14 protein-coding genes are annotated in these 16744 nt (G+C 62.3%); 4 read left to right on the top strand and 10 right to left on the bottom strand.

What is annotated here, in order from left to right:
• Positions 1-184: 184 nt before the first annotated feature.
• From ACFPN2_RS08595 to ACFPN2_RS08610, 4 genes are read right to left on the bottom strand one after another with little or no spacing between them, the layout of a single operon-like run.
• Positions 185-697 carry a carboxypeptidase-like regulatory domain-containing protein gene (locus tag ACFPN2_RS08595; RefSeq protein WP_380596198.1) on the bottom strand — a complete coding sequence of 171 codons (513 nt, stop codon included), beginning with the start codon at positions 695-697 and terminating at the stop codon, positions 185-187.
• Positions 666-1364 carry a DUF4198 domain-containing protein gene (locus ACFPN2_RS08600; RefSeq protein WP_380596199.1) on the bottom strand — a complete coding sequence of 233 codons (699 nt, stop codon included), beginning with the start codon at positions 1362-1364 and terminating at the stop codon, positions 666-668. The genes ACFPN2_RS08595 and ACFPN2_RS08600 overlap by 32 nt, the downstream gene beginning before the upstream one ends.
• Before the next feature lie 11 nt (positions 1365-1375).
• On the bottom strand, positions 1376-3403 hold the full coding sequence (locus ACFPN2_RS08605) for a TonB-dependent receptor (RefSeq protein ID WP_380596200.1): 2028 nt from the start codon (positions 3401-3403) through the stop codon (positions 1376-1378).
• Between the two features lie 11 nt (positions 3404-3414).
• Complete coding sequence (locus ACFPN2_RS08610) at positions 3415-4080, bottom strand: HupE/UreJ family protein (RefSeq protein WP_380596201.1); 666 nt, start codon at positions 4078-4080, stop codon at positions 3415-3417.
• Positions 4081-4340: 260 nt separating this feature from the next.
• On the opposite strand from ACFPN2_RS08610, the gene nikR reads away from it, so the two are divergent.
• Both nikR and ACFPN2_RS08620 read left to right on the top strand, forming a co-directional pair.
• Complete coding sequence (nikR, locus tag ACFPN2_RS08615; protein ID WP_380596202.1) at positions 4341-4802, top strand: nickel-responsive transcriptional regulator NikR; 462 nt, start codon at positions 4341-4343, stop codon at positions 4800-4802.
• Positions 4803-4841: 39 nt separating this feature from the next.
• The gene (locus ACFPN2_RS08620; protein WP_380596203.1) at positions 4842-5954 is read left to right on the top strand and encodes an NADH:flavin oxidoreductase/NADH oxidase; all 1113 of its coding nucleotides are present in this window, start codon (positions 4842-4844) and stop codon (positions 5952-5954) included.
• Positions 5955-5961: 7 nt separating this feature from the next.
• On the opposite strand, the gene ACFPN2_RS08625 is transcribed toward ACFPN2_RS08620, so the two are convergent.
• Positions 5962-8733 (bottom strand): protein kinase domain-containing protein, encoded by a 2772-nt coding sequence (locus ACFPN2_RS08625; RefSeq protein ID WP_380596204.1) that lies wholly within the window; start codon positions 8731-8733, stop codon positions 5962-5964.
• 283 nt (positions 8734-9016) lie between these two features.
• Between ACFPN2_RS08625 and ACFPN2_RS08630 the strand changes: the two genes are divergently transcribed.
• Both ACFPN2_RS08630 and ACFPN2_RS08635 read left to right on the top strand, forming a co-directional pair.
• Positions 9017-9469 carry a hypothetical protein gene (locus ACFPN2_RS08630; RefSeq protein WP_380596205.1) on the top strand — a complete coding sequence of 151 codons (453 nt, stop codon included), beginning with the start codon at positions 9017-9019 and terminating at the stop codon, positions 9467-9469.
• 24 nt (positions 9470-9493) lie between these two features.
• A complete protein-coding gene (locus tag ACFPN2_RS08635) occupies positions 9494-9667 on the top strand; it encodes a hypothetical protein (protein WP_380596206.1) in 174 nt (57 codons plus the stop codon).
• 177 nt (positions 9668-9844) lie between these two features.
• Here the strand turns inward: ACFPN2_RS08635 and ACFPN2_RS08640 are convergent, their stop codons facing one another.
• The 5 genes from ACFPN2_RS08640 to ACFPN2_RS08660 form a co-directional block, all read right to left on the bottom strand.
• On the bottom strand, positions 9845-10282 hold the full coding sequence (locus ACFPN2_RS08640; protein WP_380596207.1) for a YciI family protein: 438 nt from the start codon (positions 10280-10282) through the stop codon (positions 9845-9847).
• A gap of 88 nt (positions 10283-10370) precedes the next feature.
• Positions 10371-11354: a hypothetical protein gene (locus ACFPN2_RS08645; RefSeq protein ID WP_380596208.1), complete on the bottom strand. Its 984-nt coding sequence runs from the start codon at positions 11352-11354 to the stop codon at positions 10371-10373.
• Between the two features lie 42 nt (positions 11355-11396).
• Positions 11397-13508 carry a TonB-dependent receptor gene (locus ACFPN2_RS08650; RefSeq protein WP_380596209.1) on the bottom strand — a complete coding sequence of 704 codons (2112 nt, stop codon included), beginning with the start codon at positions 13506-13508 and terminating at the stop codon, positions 11397-11399.
• 57 nt (positions 13509-13565) lie between these two features.
• Positions 13566-14969, bottom strand: a complete 1404-nt coding sequence (locus tag ACFPN2_RS08655) for a P1 family peptidase (protein WP_380596210.1) — start codon at positions 14967-14969, stop codon at positions 13566-13568.
• 75 nt (positions 14970-15044) lie between these two features.
• Positions 15045-16712, bottom strand: a complete 1668-nt coding sequence (locus tag ACFPN2_RS08660) for a M28 family metallopeptidase (RefSeq protein WP_380596211.1) — start codon at positions 16710-16712, stop codon at positions 15045-15047.
• Positions 16713-16744 lie beyond the last annotated feature (32 nt).

Genomic DNA, 16744 nt, shown 5'->3' on the forward strand with positions numbered 1-16744 from the left:
GCTGCTCCGAGCGCGGCGCCGAAAATCAACCATTATTTGGAGCTGCTGCGGCCGGAGCGCCGGGAATCGACCATGACCTGGCGCTGCTTCTGGCGGGGCGCGCGAATCAACCATTACTTGGCGCTGCTCCGGGGCGGGGCGCGAATCGACCATTACTTGGCGTTGCTCCGGGCGAGCGCCGCGATTATTTATTTGAGCCGGCGGCGGCCGCGGCGGCGCGCCGGCGCGAGATCGCGACCGGCACGAGCGAAGCGAGTAACAAGAAGCCGATGACGGCCCAGGCGGGCGGCAGCCACGACTGCTCTTCAGCCGCCGCGCCTTCCTTCTCGATGAGTTTCGGGCGGGCGTCAGCGACGGCGTCGATCTCGACATCCACGCCATGACCCTCGGCGGCATACGCCGACACTCGATAGCGATGTCCTTCCACAACCGGAAAGCTGAACTTGCCCTCGTTATCAGTCTCGCCGGCCGCGGCAGTTGCTCCCTGCGTGGACAAGTCGAGCAGTTCCACAGACTCACGAACAGCCAGCTCGCCGTTCGAGTAATACACGGTGCCTTCAATCTTATCGCCCACATGCTTGGCATCGAGCAGCAGGCCGTGCGCGGCCGCGAGACCGGGCAGCAGAACCATTAAACAAACAAATCGCGCGATGAGCTGCATGCGGTTACTTCGCATCGAACCCGAAGGAATATTCATAGCTCAGCTCCGTGTATTTGGGATTGCCCGTGACGGGAATGCGCTTGCCCGCCCACAGACGGTTGAAACCCTTCTTCGGCACGAAGGCCGCGACGCCATCGGCATCGGTCACTGGATCGGTCGCCGTGCCTTCTTCGCCGTGGCCAAGCTTAACACCCGCCGCTGGCTTGCCGTCCTGAAGCACACGAACGCGGAACGGTTGATCAGCCGTCGGCTGCTGTGCTGACAAGGGAACAACCTCGAATGGCTGACCGAGCGTCTTGGTCACGAGCGGCGCCCAGTCCACGACCGTCTTGTGATACTTCACCGCATAAGTCGCGCGCGTCGCGCCGGGCACTTCGTTCATGGGCTTCTCGACACTCGGCCCCGTCGCCGGCTTGGTGTGAATGCCGTTATCGAAATGCATGGAGATCAAAGCGGGCGCGCCGTCGACATGCAGACGCACGCCATCGGCCGCGATGTCCTGTTTGACGGCGAGCTTCTTGCCCTGCTTGTCGACCGCCTCGATCCGTTTGATCTTCTCCGGCTGGTAGGTCTCGAGCTTGCCGGCGTGGCCACCAAACTTCACCTGGAAATCGCCCTTGCCCTCCGGCTCGAGCCACACCGTGTGCGCCATCGCGGCCGAAGCACAACACGTGAGCATCGCGGAAAGAATCAGCTGACGCATATCAATATTCCTTAAAAATCGAACTGGATGCCGGCGCGCACCGTGCGCGGCGAACCGGGAGCAAACAAGAGCTGACCGCCGATCACCGAGACCGACGTGGCGTACTTCTCGTCGGTGACGTTGTCGAGCCGGGCATAGATGCGATAGCTGCGCTCGCCGCGGCTGGTATAAGAGACGCCGAGATCGAGCAGATCGTAGTTCTCCGCTTGCAGCGTATTCAGCGCATCGACCTCATACTCGCCGACGTAACGCCAGAACGCGTTGACGCTCCAGTTCTCGAACGGCCGGAAGGTCGCTTCGAGACTGCCTGAATTCTCCGGCACGCCGGCCACCGACAAGCCCAACAGACGAGCGTCCGCATTCTGCGTCACCTCGGTATCGGTGATGCCGTAAACCGCGTTCAGCTCGAAACTCTCGACTGGCTTCCATCGCGCGCTCGCCTCGACGCCTTTGCGCAAGGTCGCGCCATAGTTCTCATACACGCCCGGCGACACCGTGCGCACTTCGCCCGTCGACTTCAGACGGTAGCCGGCGATGTCGAACTCGAACGCATCGGCCGCGACGAAGTGCGCGCCGATCTCAGTCTGCCGGAAGATGTTCTCGTCCAGGGGCTGACCGCCGATTGCATATTTCACGAAGCCGTTCGGCAGCGCGAAGCCTTCGGCCCAGCTGGCACGCAGTTGCAGCCAGTCCGTCACTTGCGAGTTCAGCCCCAACTTCGGGCTCACATGATCCGCCTTGTTGAGCGCGCCGCACGGATCGGTGCCGGTCTCCGCGCCACGCAACTCACAACCGCCAGTGAAGCGATCCGCGCGCAAACCGACCGACAGCTGAGCGAGCGGATGCACGTTCGCTCTGACTTCAGTGAATGCCGAGACACTGTTGAGCTCGGTCTCGCGATTCGACTGCGCCGGCAGGACACGGCGACGATGATCGAGGCCGTCGAAGAACTTGTATTCGGTAGACTCGCGGAACGTTTCGACGCCGGCGATATAACTCACCGGGATCGACGCCAGCGCCGTCACGCCATTCAAGCTGGTGCCGGCACCGAACACGCTGCGGTCGTAGGTTTCTTCACGCTGCCGCCACGTCGTCGCATTGATGGGCCGCGAGAACCAGCGCGTGAAGTCCTGCTGAGTCGTGTATGCGAACGTCAGCAGCTTGAGCTCGTCATTGATCGCATAGTTCACGTCACCGCGAACCGTCAGGAATTCCTTATCCGCGCCGTCGTTCTGAGTGTTCGGATCGATGCCGCGAGGATTGGATTGGAATTGCGCCTGCGTCAGATACGACGCGGAATCGCTCTCCGACTGCAAGTAACGCGTCGACAGCGCAACCTGCAGCGCCGGCGTGACTTCCGCCGACCAACGACCGGCGAACGTGCCACGCTCGGTGTGACCCTGCGGCCGATAGCCGTCAGTGCGGAATAGCTGGCCGGCAAGATTGATCTGCTGAGTGTCGCTGAGCCGCGAGCCGTAAGCAGCTTGCAGATCCACGGTGTCGTAAGAGCCCAGCGACAAATCCGTCTCGGCGTAGTCGCCGCTCTTGCGCGTCTGGATATCGACCAGGCCGCCGCGATTGTAGTTGCCGTACAGCGCCGACACTGGACCCTTGAAGACGGTGAACGATTCGATCTCCAGCGGCACGACCGTGTTCAGATCGACATAGCCGTCCGCGTGCGACATGGCTTCGTTGAGCGGAATGCCGTCGATCACCGCACCGAGATCGCCACCGTGACCGCCGCTGCCGAAGCCGCGAATCACGATGTTGCTGGCCACCGAGCCGAGCTGCAGATCGCGCACCACCATGCCCGGCACGAGACGGAGCAGTTCGTCCACATCCGAGGGCGCCTGCTCGCGAATGACGGACGTATCGAGCACTGTCGCGCTGTACGCTGACTCTTGGGCACGAAGCAATTGGCCCTTGACGACCACTTCGTCGATGGTCGCCTCACTGGGGTGCGTCTCCGCCACCGCGCCGAACGATATTGTTCCCAGCGTGCAAGCCACTGCCCATCGCAATCCGTTATTGATCGACACGACCTTCTCCATCACGAGGGGTAAACAACACTTTCAGAGACTGCGGTCACATCGTGCGAGGACGTGACATAACCATGAACCTGCAGCGCCAGCAGCACTGCGCTCGCCGCAATCAACGCACCGTTGGTGACGCGCGTGATCGCCGGAAACGCGGTACTCGTCCGCCAGACTTTGACGACCGCAGTCATCAACACGAGCGCGGCGATCTGCCCGAACTCGACGCCGATGTTGAATGCGATGATCTTCGGCACCAGCTCCGGATCTTTCGCCAAAGTCATCTGCTGCAAGCGGGTCGACAGTCCGAAGCCGTGAATCAAGCCGAACACGAACACCATGAACAGCAGATTCGGCGCCGGCCGACCGAACCAGCGACGAAACAAGTCGAGATTCTCGAACGCCTTGTAAGTCACGGTCAGCGCGATCACCGCGTCGACCAGATAAGGATTGGCAGTGATGCCCGCGAGCGTCGCGAACAACAGCGTAATCGTGTGACCGGCGGTGAACGCCGTGATGAACACGACGATCTGACTGAAGCGCGTCAGAAACAGCATCACGCCCAGCAGGAACAACAAATGATCGTAGCCGGTGAGCATGTGTTCGGCGCCGATCCACGCGGCATCGACAAGACCGCCGATCAGCATGCGCTGCTGCGCTTGTTCGCTGACCGAGTGCGCCATGGCTGTAGCCGCGGCGAGCAGGACGCTCGCCGAGCCACAGACAACACACAATAGCTTTAACAAACGGCTTCTCACGACCGGCCTGCGCCCCTCATCAATTTATTCGCATCGAACCGTCCGGGGCGCGAGCGGGGTGTATGATGAATCTCAAATATTTCACACTGGTTTCAGATCGCCAAATTTTTCTGCCTCTGCATGACGCCCGGGAATGCGCGCATTCCTTTAGGTTATGCTGACGGCCTCGCGACACGAGAATTCCCATGCGCCGACTCACCATTTCCATCGACGACGAGCTCGCCGACACCTTCGACCAGTTCATGCAGCAGAAGGGTTATCAGAACCGTTCTGAAGCGTTTCGCGATTTGTTACGGGGCGAGTTGGGCCGCGACACGGTCGATCACGGTGGCGCGCACCATTGCGTGGCGGCGCTGAGTTATGTGTACAACCATCACGAGCGTCAGCTCGCCGGACGGCTGGCGCAGATTCAGCACGATCATCACGACGTGACGGTCTCGACCATGCACGCGCATCTGGATCACGACAATTGCATCGAGACCATGATCCTGCGCGGACACACCCAGGAAGTGGTGCAGTTCGCGGAAGCGCTGATCGCCGAGAAAGGCGTGCGCCATGGCAAGTTCAATGTGATTCCGGTGGAGTCCGAGGCCAACGGACGCGCACATCATCACCATCACCACGTCCACTTGCGACCGCACCGCTGAAGCCGCGATCATCGGCGTTTCGTCTGAGGGAGATGACCGATGCGATCCAAACTGTTCACGCCGGCCCAGGTCGGCCCGCTCACGCTCGCCAACCGCATCGTGATCGCGCCCATGTGCCAGTATTCAGCCGACAACGGCAACATGACCGACTGGCATCAGATCCATCTCGGCCAGCTGGCGTTGTCGGGCGCGGCCCTGCTGACCATCGAAGCCACTGCCGTCACACCCGAAGGCCGGATCTCCTACGCGGACGTGGGGCTGTTCTCCGACGAGAACGAGCGCGCCATGCATCGGGTCGTCGAGTCGGTGCGACGTTGGTCGGACATGCCGATCGCGATTCAGCTCGCGCACGCCGGTCGCAAGGCATCGACTGATTTGCCCTGGAAAGGCGGCGCGCAACTCCCGCCTAATCATGCGCACGGCTGGCAAACCGAAGCGCCTTCTTCCGTTGCTTTTCACGAGAGCGAACATCCGCCGCTCGCGTTGGATCGCGACGGCCTCAAAAGAGTGCGCGACGCGTTCGTCGAGGCAGCCCGTCGCGCCGTGAGGATCGGTCTCGATGCGATCCAGCTGCACGGCGCGCACGGTTATCTGCTGCATCAGTTTCTATCGCCGCTCTCGAACCGTCGCCACGACGAATACGGCGGCTCGCTCGAGAATCGGATGCGCTTTCCGCTCGAAGTGTTCGATGCGGTCCGGGCCGCGGTGCCCGCCGAAAAGCCGGTCAGCATTCGGGTCTCGGGAACGGACTGGGCGCCGGACGGTTGGGATATCGAACAAACCGTCGAGTTCGCCAAAGCATTGGAGGCACACGGCTGCCAGGCCATTCATGTTTCCAGCGGCGGACTGACACCGGCGCAGAAGATCGCAGTCGGCCCCGGCTATCAAGTGCCGCTGGCACGCGCCGTCAAAGCAGCCGTCAAGATGCCGGTGATCGCAGTTGGATTGATTACGGATTTCGAGCACGCCGAATCGGTGCTCGTTAACGGCGACGCGGACTTCATCGCCCTTGCTCGCGCCATGCTCTACAACCCGCGCTGGCCGTGGCACGCCGCGGCTCACTTCGGTGCGCGAGTGAAAGCGCCCGATCAATATTTGCGCTCTCAGCCGGCGCGCTTCCGCGGTTTGTTCGATATCCGCGCTGACGATTGAGCGCGAATCAGGTGCTCGGCTTCGCCGCCTGGCTCGGGACCGTCTTGTTGCCCTGATAGACAGGTTGCGTGCCGAGCACCATCGCGTCGAGCTTGCGACGCTGATTGGTCTCGGTATAGAAACGTGAAATGCGCTCGCGGGCTTTTTCGATCGTGTCGCGATCGACACCGGACGACGACGTGATCACCCGCAAGCTCGACACCAGGTAACGCTCCGCATCGTCGTTGCGCCCTTCACGATGCAACACTTCGCCGAGCGCGCTGGCGGAACGAGCGGAACGCCACTCGGGCGCATCGGTCCGCTTCCAACGATTCATCGACGCAGTGAACGCCGCCTCAGCATCGGCGAGCTTGCCGCCGGCAGCCAGCGCCTCGCCCAGGTAATGCTCGGCCGACGCGACATACTCGTGATCGGGCGGCAAGCTCTTCGCAAACAAATCCAGGGTGCTACGAAGCACTTCCTCGGCGTCCGCGAATTTGGATTGCTTGATCAGCACCGTGCCCAGCATGGTTTGCAGATAACCGATCTTGCCGTACGCGGTGCTGCCCGAATCATGATGCGCGGACAGTGCTTCGCGAACCAGGCCTTCGGCGGACTTCGGATCGCCTTGCGCCATGCGCACTTGCGCCAGCGATGCCAGCGTATCGGCGACCTTGCTGTTCGACTTGTAGAGCAGGCGCTGTGCCGTCAGCGTGCGCTCGAAGATGGGCGCGGCTTCGGAGACGCGGCCCTGATACAGCAGAATCTCGCCAAGGTGATAGTCGGCTTTGATACGGTCGGGATACAGCTCGGCCACATCGCGATAAATATCGACCGCTTCGCGAGCCGCCGCTTCCGCGCCCGCGAGGTCGTCGGACCAGGCCAGAATGTTTGCTAATTCGCTCAGGATGCTGCCGACCTCGGGATCGCGCGGGCCGCGCGCCTGGCGCATCAACTGCAACGCTTTGGTGAAGGACTGATACGCCTGCGCCGTGTTGCTGCGGAGGTTTTCGAGCCGGCCGTTTTCAACCAGCAGCGTCGCCGTGACTTCAGGATCGGTCTCGCCCGACAGCTGCGTCATCTGCTGGGCTTCGGTGAACAACTGATCGGATTGTTTGAATTGACCGGCCTCGCGCGTGGCAATCGCCAGCTCGATCAGCAACGAAGCGGTGCGAGGATTGTTGCCCGGCTGCAGCTGCCGCTGCAGACGCAAGGCGCTTTCCAATTGCGGGATGGCCCGGTCGGGCAAGCCCATGCGACGGTACGCGACGCCAATCGTTTCCAACAGCGGCGAGCGCACTTCGGGCTGCTCGCCGAGATCGGTTTCGATCGAACGGCTCGCTTGATCCAACACGTCCCGCGCCGTTTGTTCGCGACCGAAGTTCACGAACGGATCGGCCGCCGCGAACATGTTTCGCATAAAGCCCGAGACTTTCTCAGCGCGTTCCTTTTCCTGCGTGGCCAGCACCAACGCGGCTTCGGTCTGCGAGCGCTGATACGACATCACCGCCGAGACGCCGATGAGGAACATCACGAAGCTCGCACTCGCCGCCACGGCAAGACGATTCCGTCGCACGAATCGATTGGTGTAGTAAACCCAGTTGCCTTGCCGCGCCTGGACCGGCTCGCTCGACAGGTGATGCCGGATGTCGGCCATCAGCTGTTCGACGGAGCTGTACCGGGCCTGCGACTCCTTGCGGAGGGCACGCATGATGATGGCGTCGAGATCGCCGTTCAGGCTGCGTTCCAGCTTGTCCGGCGTGGTGCCGCGAGCGGCCGCGAGCGTGGCAATCGACGGCTCGTCTTCGCTCGGAGCTGCCGTCTTCGACGCATGCACGGCCGCACTCGGGCGCATCGGATCGGTGACGCAGATGGCGCGCTCGAGCTCGAGCTGGCTCGCCGACGACGAGGACAACGTGTAGGGACGCAGACCGGTGAGCAACTGATACAGGACGACGCCGAGCGAATAAACGTCGCTGGCGGTGGTCACCGGCTTGCCGAGGATCTGTTCGGGACTCGCGTACTCGGGGGTGAGCAGGCGGTCGTTCATGCGCGTCAGGTCCGACGGCTTGGTGACATCGCTCGCGTCCAGCAGCTTGGCGATACCGAAGTCGAGCAGCTTGGGCACGGCCTCGCCCGTGACCAGGATGTTCGCAGGCTTGATGTCGCGATGAACAATCAGGTTCTGGTGCGCGTACTGCACAGCGCCGCAAACCTGTAGAAACAATTCGAGCCGCGCCCGCAGATCCAATTGTTTCCGGTCGCAGTACTGATCCACGGGCTCGCCGTGGATGTATTCCATGACCAGATAGGGCTGATGAGTCTCAGTCTCGCCGGCGTCCAGCAGCCGGGCGATGTTGGGATGATTCAGGCTGGCCAGGATCTGGCGCTCGGCCCGGAACCGCAGGCCGAATGAAGCCGCGGCACTCTCATCGATGATCTTGACCGCGACCTGGGCGGAATACTGTTTGTCGGCGCGCTCGCCGAGATAAACGGTGCCCGAGCCGCCGCGGCCCAGCACGGAAACGATCATGTACTGGCCGATCACCCGGCCGATCAGGTTGCGATTCCGATTCTCGGAGGAGTTGTGCACCGCCTGACCGATCGCCCGCGAAATCGGTCCGGTGCCGTGTTGAGTGAAAGCGAACGCCACCAGATCCAGCAGCTCCCGCATTTCCTCGGGATTGTTGGCGTGTTTACGAATGAAAGACTCACGCTCCGCGCGCTGCAGCTTGGTCGCCTTCGCGAATAGATCCTCTATTCGCTTCCAGCGTTCTTCTGGCGCGTTCGGACTTGTCATAACGCAGTCATTTCTTCGCCGCAGCGCAGGCCCTTCTCACAACGCGCATTCCAACAAAACCCACACGAAAACATGAGTTACGGCGCCTCATTTTTAAAAACAAACAGCGCTGTGAGATCCACGTAGCCCTCGTCGCAGGTTGAATTCAGGGTTCTCCTGAATATCCATTTTCCTTTGCATAATGAACAATCCATGTGACGGGCTTCACAAGTTGATATCACTTGGAATAACGAGCCCAGCGTTTTGAAGGTTGGGACACATTTTTTTTTAGCGGGAGTGTTCAATGCGCATTCGTCTGGTCTCTGTTGCAGTCGCCACCATCCTCAGCGCCGTTATGACAAATGCCGCGCTCGCAGGCGACACCGGCGGTGCAAAACGCCCCCTGTTCCAACTCGCCGGCGACACGGGTGGTGCCAAGCGTCCGCTGCTCGCCGGTGACACCGGCGGTGCCAAGCGCCCCCTGTTCCAGCTCGCCGGTGACACTGGCGGTGCTAAGCGTCCTCTGCTCGCCGGCGATACCGGCGGTGCCAAGCGTCCTCTGCTCGCCGGAGACACCGGTGGTGCCAAGCGTCCTCTGCTCGCCGGAGACACCGGCGGTGCCAAGCGTCCTCTGCTCGCCGGAGACACCGGCGGTGCCAAGCGTCCCCTGCTCGCCGGCGATACCGGTGGTGCCAAACGTCCGCTGCTCGCCGGAGACACCGGCGGTGCCAAGCGTCCTCTCGTGGTCGCCGGTTGATCGAGCGGATTTAGGAGCACAGTCATGAAAAAGTTCTTCCTGCTTTCCCTCAGCGTCGTTGCCCTGATGCCGGTCGTGGCCGGTACGGCCGTTCCAGCTAGCAGCTCGACCACGGTCGCGCAGTCCACCGACCTGTCGCCCGCGCTGATCGATGCGCTCAAGGCCCAGGCCGGCTCGACGCTGTCGCGCCCGCTCTAAGTCCCGCTCAGGCGTTCCAACCCAAGGCGTGTGGTCCGGTCAACCGGGCCACGCGCCTTGTTCATTTCTGCCGGGCCGATCCCGGTGATTAGCAAATCTATATGTCGGCTCGATGGCAGGATCGTCACTCACGACCCTCCCGCCCGTCCAGCTTTGTATATTTTCTATACCGCTCGATCAGCGCGAGCTTTGCTGGCGCTCGATCTCGACCCGTAGCTCTGCTTCCTTGGCGCGCAGTTCCGGGGTGAACTCGGCTCCGAAATCCTCGACCTCGTAGAACGGCCGAATCTCGATCTCGGTGTCTTCGCCGGGCATGGGATGCGGGCAGCGGCGCACCCACTCGACCGCCTCCTCCATGGACTTCACCTGCCAGACCCAATAACCGGCGACGACTTCCTTGGTCTCGGCGAACGGGCCGTCGATCACCAGCCGCTTGTCGCCCACCAGGCGCACGCGCTTGCCGAACTTGGTGGGCTTCAAACCGTCGCCGCCCAGCATGACGCCGGCCTGGACCAGCGCTTCGTTGAACCTGGTCATGTCGGAGACCAGCTGCTCAGTGGGCAGGGTGCCGGCTTCGGTGTTCTTGGTGGCCTTGATCATTACCATGACGCGCATATCGGACTCTCCTGTTGAATGCCTGCGATCTGACTGGAAGACGACCGGGCCCGGGGCGGCCCGACACTTCGACGCAGAACTTTCCGTGTCAGCCGGGGGTCCAGGGCCGCAGCTCTTCGAGCCGCTGGCGTACGTAGGCCATGACCTGCCGGCGCTTCTCCGGCCCGCGCTTGCCATCGTCGCTGCCGGCGGCATCGCCGAAGAAGCTGGGCATGCGATCTTCGATCCGGTCATAGATGCCACGCCAGAGTTTCTTCAGGCCATGCACCGAGACGTCGAGGACGGGCATCAAAGCTTCGTCCGATTCGTCGAACAGCGCCAGCCACAGCAAGCGTCGTTGCGAGGCGGAGAAACAAAACAACGGCGGCTGATGCTCGAAGTTGTTACGCGCCGGCGGACCGGGCACCTGGTTCCACGCCTGCTCGCGCGTCAGACCGAAATACGCCGGCCGCAACTCGAGCGGCAGCGCCGTCAGATCCGCCTCGTTCGACAGGCGGCGCCGGAGAAAGCCCGAGCCGGCGGCGGCGTAATCGTCGGTCGCATTGGTTTCGTAATAGATGGCGCGCACCTGATAGCCGTAATGAAAGGTGCGATAGGTGTCGTTGGCGGTCGCGATCAGACTGGGACCGTACGGACTCTCGGGCCCGAACTGCCGCGCCGAGAAATGCAGAATCAGCATGGTCAGCTCGCCAGCCGCATTCTCGAGCCCGATCTCGCGATCGGTCATCGGTCGAAAGCGCCCGTCGAGCAGAGATCGATAGATCCGCCGCGCCAGGAACGCCTGCGGTTCGTCATCCAGTCGTAACTCCTGGACCTGCTGCTTCGGGAGGATCATGGTCACCCCCCAGGCTTGAATGCGCTCGGCCGGCAGCGCCAGATCTTCGATCACCGCGGTGATCACCGAAGGCTCGCCGACCAGTTGCTCCCAGAGCCGAGGCAACGCCTGCGTGGTTGCCGGGTCAAGGCCCAGCCAGGGCGGCAGCATGCCGATGCACTCGTCCAGGTCGGGACGAGTCACCGGTCGATAACGCAGACGGGCAATTCGACGAAGGTTGGGCGGCGGCGCGGACATCGGGCGAAGTTTAGCCCAACGCCGCGCCGGTTCGTCCCTTGCTCAGAAGCTATAGCCGGCCTTGATCCCGATCATGCGCGGGCGGGTGCGGTCGGCATTCGCCCAGGCGTAGTACGGGTCGGCCCACTTGTTCTGATTGGTCACGTTGTCGACGAACACTTCCAGGTCGACGCGCTTCACCGTGACGCCGGCCCGCACGTTGACCAGGTCGATTGCGTCCGACCATTGCGGCAGGTATTGCGGCAGGAAGCTCGAGCGATCGATGTACGCCACCTCGTCGCGATGGTTGTAGTCCAGGCTCACGAACGCCGGCAGATCCGCGAGCGCGGTGAACTCGTAACGCCCGCCCAGACTCCAGCTGAACTTCGGCGTGTAGTCGGACGAGTCGCCCACCACGTTCACCTGATCGCCCGGGTCGGTCTCGATCATCTCGCTGTCCAGCCAGGCGCCATTCACATAGAACGACAAGCCGTCCGCGGGCTGCAGCGTGAGCCCGGCCTCGACGCCCTTCACACGCACCTTACCGATATTGCGCGACTCAGACAGGAAGGCGCCGTCGATGACGGTCATCCGACGTCGAATCATGTCCTCATAGTTGGTGAGGAAGCCCGCGAAGTCGTATTGCACGAGCCCGTCGCCCACCGAGCCTTTGACACCCAGCTCATAGGTGAAGACCTTCTCTGGCTCGTACGGTGCGAACGGCTCTTGATTGAAGCCGCCGCTGCGAAAGCCCTTGGCGAAGTTCAGATACAACGTCGTGTCATCGTTCGGCTTGAAGCGGACATACGCGCGCGGATCGACGGAATGAAACGTCGCCTCCACCTCGGTGCCGGCGCCGGGCGAGTACTCGATCAAGCTGGTCTTCTTGTCTTCGAAGTAGCGCACGCCGGTGCCGACGGTCCAGTGCTCGCCAAACGAATAGCTGCCATCGGCGAATAACGAATAGGACCTGGCAGTCTGGTGACTGAAGTAATACAGGTCGCCGACGAAGATGCCGCCGCCCTCGTACAGACTACCGTCGGTGGTGTACTCGTATTCATAGGTCACGGGATTGCGATAATCCAGATCGCGGTAGAACGCACCGACCGTCCACTCAAACGGTCCACCGGAAGACGCGAGCCGCACCTCCTGGCTGAACTGCTCGGCGAGAATGGCGCGGTCGTCGTTGCCTTCGGTGTAGCCGTACGAAAGATTGCCCTGCCGCGGGATGTATGTGAACGGCAGGTGATGATCGAAGTCGATATACGACGTCGCGCTGATCAGCTTCGCGAAGCCGGCGTCGTAGTTCAAGGTGAGATTGTAGAGCTCGAAGTCGACCGTCTTGGGTCGCAGCACCTTGGAACGATCCGGCCCCACGTCGACGGTACGATCCGGCTCTTCGTAACCCATGCCGAGCTTGGTCTCAGCCCGATTCACCTGGATCATCAGGTTCGCACTGAAATCTTCGGTCGGCGCCCACAACAACTTGCTACGCACGTTGAGCAGTTCCGTGCCATTGCCGTCTTTGATGCCCGCCTCGGGCTGATCCTGCCAGCCACCGCCGCCTTGGTACGAACCGGCGAAACGCCACGCCAGCTTGTCCGTGACCAACGGCACGTTCAGCACCGCCGAGCCTTTGCCGCCCATCTCGCCGCCGGAGACGTCATAAGTCTCCGCTTCGAAGCGACCTTCGAAGGCATCGAGCTTGGGATCGTTGCTGATGAAACGCACGGTGCCCGCCGCCGAGCCCTGGCCATACAACGTACCCTGCGGTCCCTTGAGAATTTCCACGCGCTGATAATCGAGCACCGCCGGCGACACCTGATCGAAACCGGTCAGCGTCAGCGGCACTTCGTCCAGATACATACCGACCAGCGCATCCGTGCCCGAATGATTCGCGAGACCGCGAATGAACACTTGATACGTTCCCGGGCCGTCTTCTCGCAAGGTGAGACCAGGGACGTTGTATGCGAGATCTTTCATCGTCTCGATGCGTCGCTGCTCCAGCTGCTCGCCGCTCAGCACGTCGAGGCTGATGGGCACATCGATCAGACGTTCGGCGCGCTTCTGCGCCGTCACGATGACCTCCTCCAGCTCCTGCGCAAAGCTCATCGTGGGCATGGCCAGCACGCCCGCGGTGGCGATGACGGCCTGTCCGATCGCTCGACTCTTCATTCTTCGTTCCCCTTCATTGCTTGTAATCCCCACATCCTTCGCATCGATCGAGGCGCGTCAGCGGCGCGCCTTCTTCGCAACTTGTTGCCAGCGTCCGGGATTGATCGTGAGCCCGCCCTTCGCATCGAAACGCAACAGCAATGGATAGCGGCCCGGCACGGTGAACTCGGTGGCACTCACGGGCAGCAGCTCGACCGACTTGTTTCGGGGGATCGCATAGATGTCACGTTCGCCCGTGGCTTGACCGAACAACTTGCCGCCGGCCGCGGTCACGGTGAGTTTCGCGAACTGACTGAAGAGGTAGTCGCCGGAATATTTGTTGAGCGTTTTCGCATCGGCGACCGAAGCGCTCGACGGCACGGGCATCGCCGGCTGCTCGGGGGCGGCGCTCAGAATTGCGTCCCACATCACTTCGCCCGCGAGCAGGCCGAGGTTCACCAGCGAAATGCGTTCGTCTTCGGGCGGCGAGAGCTCCGCCGTCGACACGGCATATAAAACATCGCCGTCATACTCTGTCGCGAACGGCTGAATCGCTCGTCCCATCGACGTGTGCACCTGAACGGCGAGCCGCTGCAGCTCCCACGGCGCGAGCGCTTGATTGACGATGACCAGGCTGATCGTGGTGTTGCGTCGTGCGTCGCCCGGCGCCGGCGGCGGCGGCCAACCTTCCTTGCGCGTGTTCATCGCGTCGGCCATCAAGTCCTTGGCCTTCAGATCCTGCGGCCAGGCCGGCTCGCGATTGCAGTCGGGCACGCGGCCGTCGCGATCCGTGACGATGCCGAACGCGTTGACGACGGTGAAAGCGGCGATCTTCAGATCGCCGATCTGCCGGAACGCTCCACCTTGACCCGAATGCGCGTTACACCCGAACACCGCACCGGTCATCACCAACCGTCCCGCGCCGTACGGTCCGACGGGATAAACGCCGGGCTGTACCGCACGCAACGCGGCCTGAGCGAGCTTCTTGTCGGGATAGATTTCGTTGAGGCGGCGCGAGCCGAGGTCGTACACGATCGAGCCTTCGACCAGCCCGACGTTATCCCAGCGTCCGCCGCGATAGCCTTCGTCGACGAAGGCCGTGTTGACCGCCGTGACGGTCTCGAGCCCGTACCACGAGCCGCCCGAGAACACGATGGCGTCGAGCGCCGGCCGGTCGTAGCCCAATTGCAGGAATTCGGGATTCACCGTGCCCGGCCCGCCGCCGCGCGCATCGATAGCGCCATGCACGGGTCGGGCAAATCGAAACACCGTGACCCCGGTGGGCCCCTCGTCGTATTCGCCGGTGCCGATGCGGATCATCGGCCAGTCGAAACGCAGCGCCGACGCTCCATCCATGCCGGCATTCAACACCGGCGACAAATTCGCTTGCGAAGGCGGCGGCGCCGCTTGCGCTACGGTGGATCCCGCCAGCGCCGCGAGCGCACAGCAAAGCTGAAACAACTTGGGGACAGCGATGTGCATGCCCCCAGTCTAGAAAGTCCGGAACGCAACCCCGCCGACTACTTGTCACCAGTGTTGCGGCCCCGTCACCACCGGCTAACGACGCTGCGACTCGGTGGTGTCGCGAATCTGCTTGAACTCGGAGCCGGCCTTCCACGTCGGCCATTCTCGGGAATTCGCCAGCCGCCGCCCCACTTCGTACAACAACGAGGCGTCGGCCGCGATGCCATCGGAGCGCCAGTCCGCGGTGAACTCATCCGACGGCTGGTGATAACGGCTGCTGGTGTACGCCTTATCGAAGGCTTCACCCAACGCTCGCCCGCCGTCGACCAGATCGGTCCCCGACTTGAAAGAGATCGCCGGCACGCCGCGCTTGGCGAGCGCGAAATGATCCGAGCGGAAGAATCGCCCCGCCGCCGGCAACGGATCGGGCGTGAAATATCGATCGAACTCCTTCGCCACCGCGATCACATAGTCTTGTAACGTGACGCCACCCTCGCCCGCGGTCGTGAAATCCTTCGATGGCCCGGTCGGACGGGGCGCATCGGTGTTGAGATCCGCGACTGTCGTAGCGAGCGGATACAACGGGTTCGTTGCGTAGTACTCCGTGCCGAGCAGATTCTTTTCTTCGGCCGTGACGAATAGAAACACGACGGATCGATCGGTCTTTTCATGCGCGGCGAAGGTGCGCGCGATCTCGATCACTTGAGCGACGCCGGCCGCATTGTCGACCGCGCCGTTGTAGATCGCATCGCCTTTGGCATCGGGACGACCGACGCCCACGTGATCCCAGTGCGCGCTGTAGACGACGTATTCGCTCGGATGCTTTTTGCCTGGCGCGATGGCGACGACATTCTTCGATATCACCCGCTGCGTATCGACTGCGAACTTGGTTGAGAAATTCACGCCTTGCAAGGTGACCGGACGGAACTCACGAGTCTGCGCCTGCGCTTTGAGCTCGGCGAAATCGAGCCCGGCCCGCTTGAACAGATCGACAGCCGCGTCCCGATGAATCCAGCCTTCCATCGGCGTGTGTTGTTCGAGCGGATTGCGGCGAAGGATGTCGAACATCGGCGCGGCATCGCTGTTCGCCGGCGTGGCCCACGGATAAGCGGCAGGCGCTTCTTCATGAATCACCAGCACGCCGGCAGCACCGCGACGCGCGGCCTCTTCGAACTTGTAAGTCCAGCGGCCGTAGTAAGTCATGGCCTTGCCGCCGAAGTCGCCCTGCCCGGTTTCAAAGTCCGGATCGTTCACCAGCATCAGCACGACCTTGCCCTTGAGGTCGATACCTTTGAAGTCGTCCCACTTGCGTTCCGGCGCGGTGACGCCGTAACCCGCGAACACGATCGGCGCCGCATTGATGGCGACTTCATTCGTGCCGGTCTGCGCGGCACGAATGACGATTTGTTCGCTTTGTTTCCATTCCAGCGTTTCGCTGTCGGTGCGCACGCTGATGCTCATCGGGCCTTTGATCTCCGACCGCAGCAGCGGCACGTCCTGTGTCCAGGCTCGGCCCGATTCCTGCGGATCGCCGCCAGGCTGCAAGCCCGAGGCCTTCAATTGCGCGATCAAATAATCGACCGTTTTCTTTTCACCGGCACTGGCGGGCGCGCGTCCTTCGAATTCATCGGACGCCAGCACGCGCACGTGCCCGGTAATTTTTTCCGGATCGATGACCGACGATGGCGCAGCCAGCGCCGAGGCAGTCACGAGGGCGAGAGCGCCGCTCAACGCGGCACGAAGCAAATATCGGGTGTGCATGCATTCAAGCATGCCACAAAATGAAACGGCCG

Source organism: Steroidobacter flavus, from assembly GCF_042651805.1.
Lineage (GTDB): Bacteria > Pseudomonadota > Gammaproteobacteria > Steroidobacterales > Steroidobacteraceae > Steroidobacter > Steroidobacter flavus.

Coding starts and splice junctions, on each gene's coding strand:
- ACFPN2_RS08620 (WP_380596203.1), top strand. CDS start 4,842: ATGCGATCCAAACTGTTCACGCCGGCCCAGGTCGGCCCGCTCACGCTC.
- ACFPN2_RS08650 (WP_380596209.1), bottom strand. CDS start 13,508: ATGAAGAGTCGAGCGATCGGACAGGCCGTCATCGCCACCGCGGGCGTG.
- ACFPN2_RS08600 (WP_380596199.1), bottom strand. CDS start 1,364: ATGCGTCAGCTGATTCTTTCCGCGATGCTCACGTGTTGTGCTTCGGCC.
- ACFPN2_RS08645 (WP_380596208.1), bottom strand. CDS start 11,354: ATGTCCGCGCCGCCGCCCAACCTTCGTCGAATTGCCCGTCTGCGTTAT.
- nikR (WP_380596202.1), top strand. CDS start 4,341: ATGCGCCGACTCACCATTTCCATCGACGACGAGCTCGCCGACACCTTC.
- ACFPN2_RS08640 (WP_380596207.1), bottom strand. CDS start 10,282: ATGCGCGTCATGGTAATGATCAAGGCCACCAAGAACACCGAAGCCGGC.
- ACFPN2_RS08610 (WP_380596201.1), bottom strand. CDS start 4,080: ATGGCGCACTCGGTCAGCGAACAAGCGCAGCAGCGCATGCTGATCGGC.
- ACFPN2_RS08595 (WP_380596198.1), bottom strand. CDS start 697: ATGAATATTCCTTCGGGTTCGATGCGAAGTAACCGCATGCAGCTCATC.
- ACFPN2_RS08635 (WP_380596206.1), top strand. CDS start 9,494: ATGAAAAAGTTCTTCCTGCTTTCCCTCAGCGTCGTTGCCCTGATGCCG.
- ACFPN2_RS08660 (WP_380596211.1), bottom strand. CDS start 16,712: ATGCACACCCGATATTTGCTTCGTGCCGCGTTGAGCGGCGCTCTCGCC.
- ACFPN2_RS08655 (WP_380596210.1), bottom strand. CDS start 14,969: ATGCACATCGCTGTCCCCAAGTTGTTTCAGCTTTGCTGTGCGCTCGCG.
- ACFPN2_RS08630 (WP_380596205.1), top strand. CDS start 9,017: ATGCGCATTCGTCTGGTCTCTGTTGCAGTCGCCACCATCCTCAGCGCC.
- ACFPN2_RS08625 (WP_380596204.1), bottom strand. CDS start 8,733: ATGACAAGTCCGAACGCGCCAGAAGAACGCTGGAAGCGAATAGAGGAT.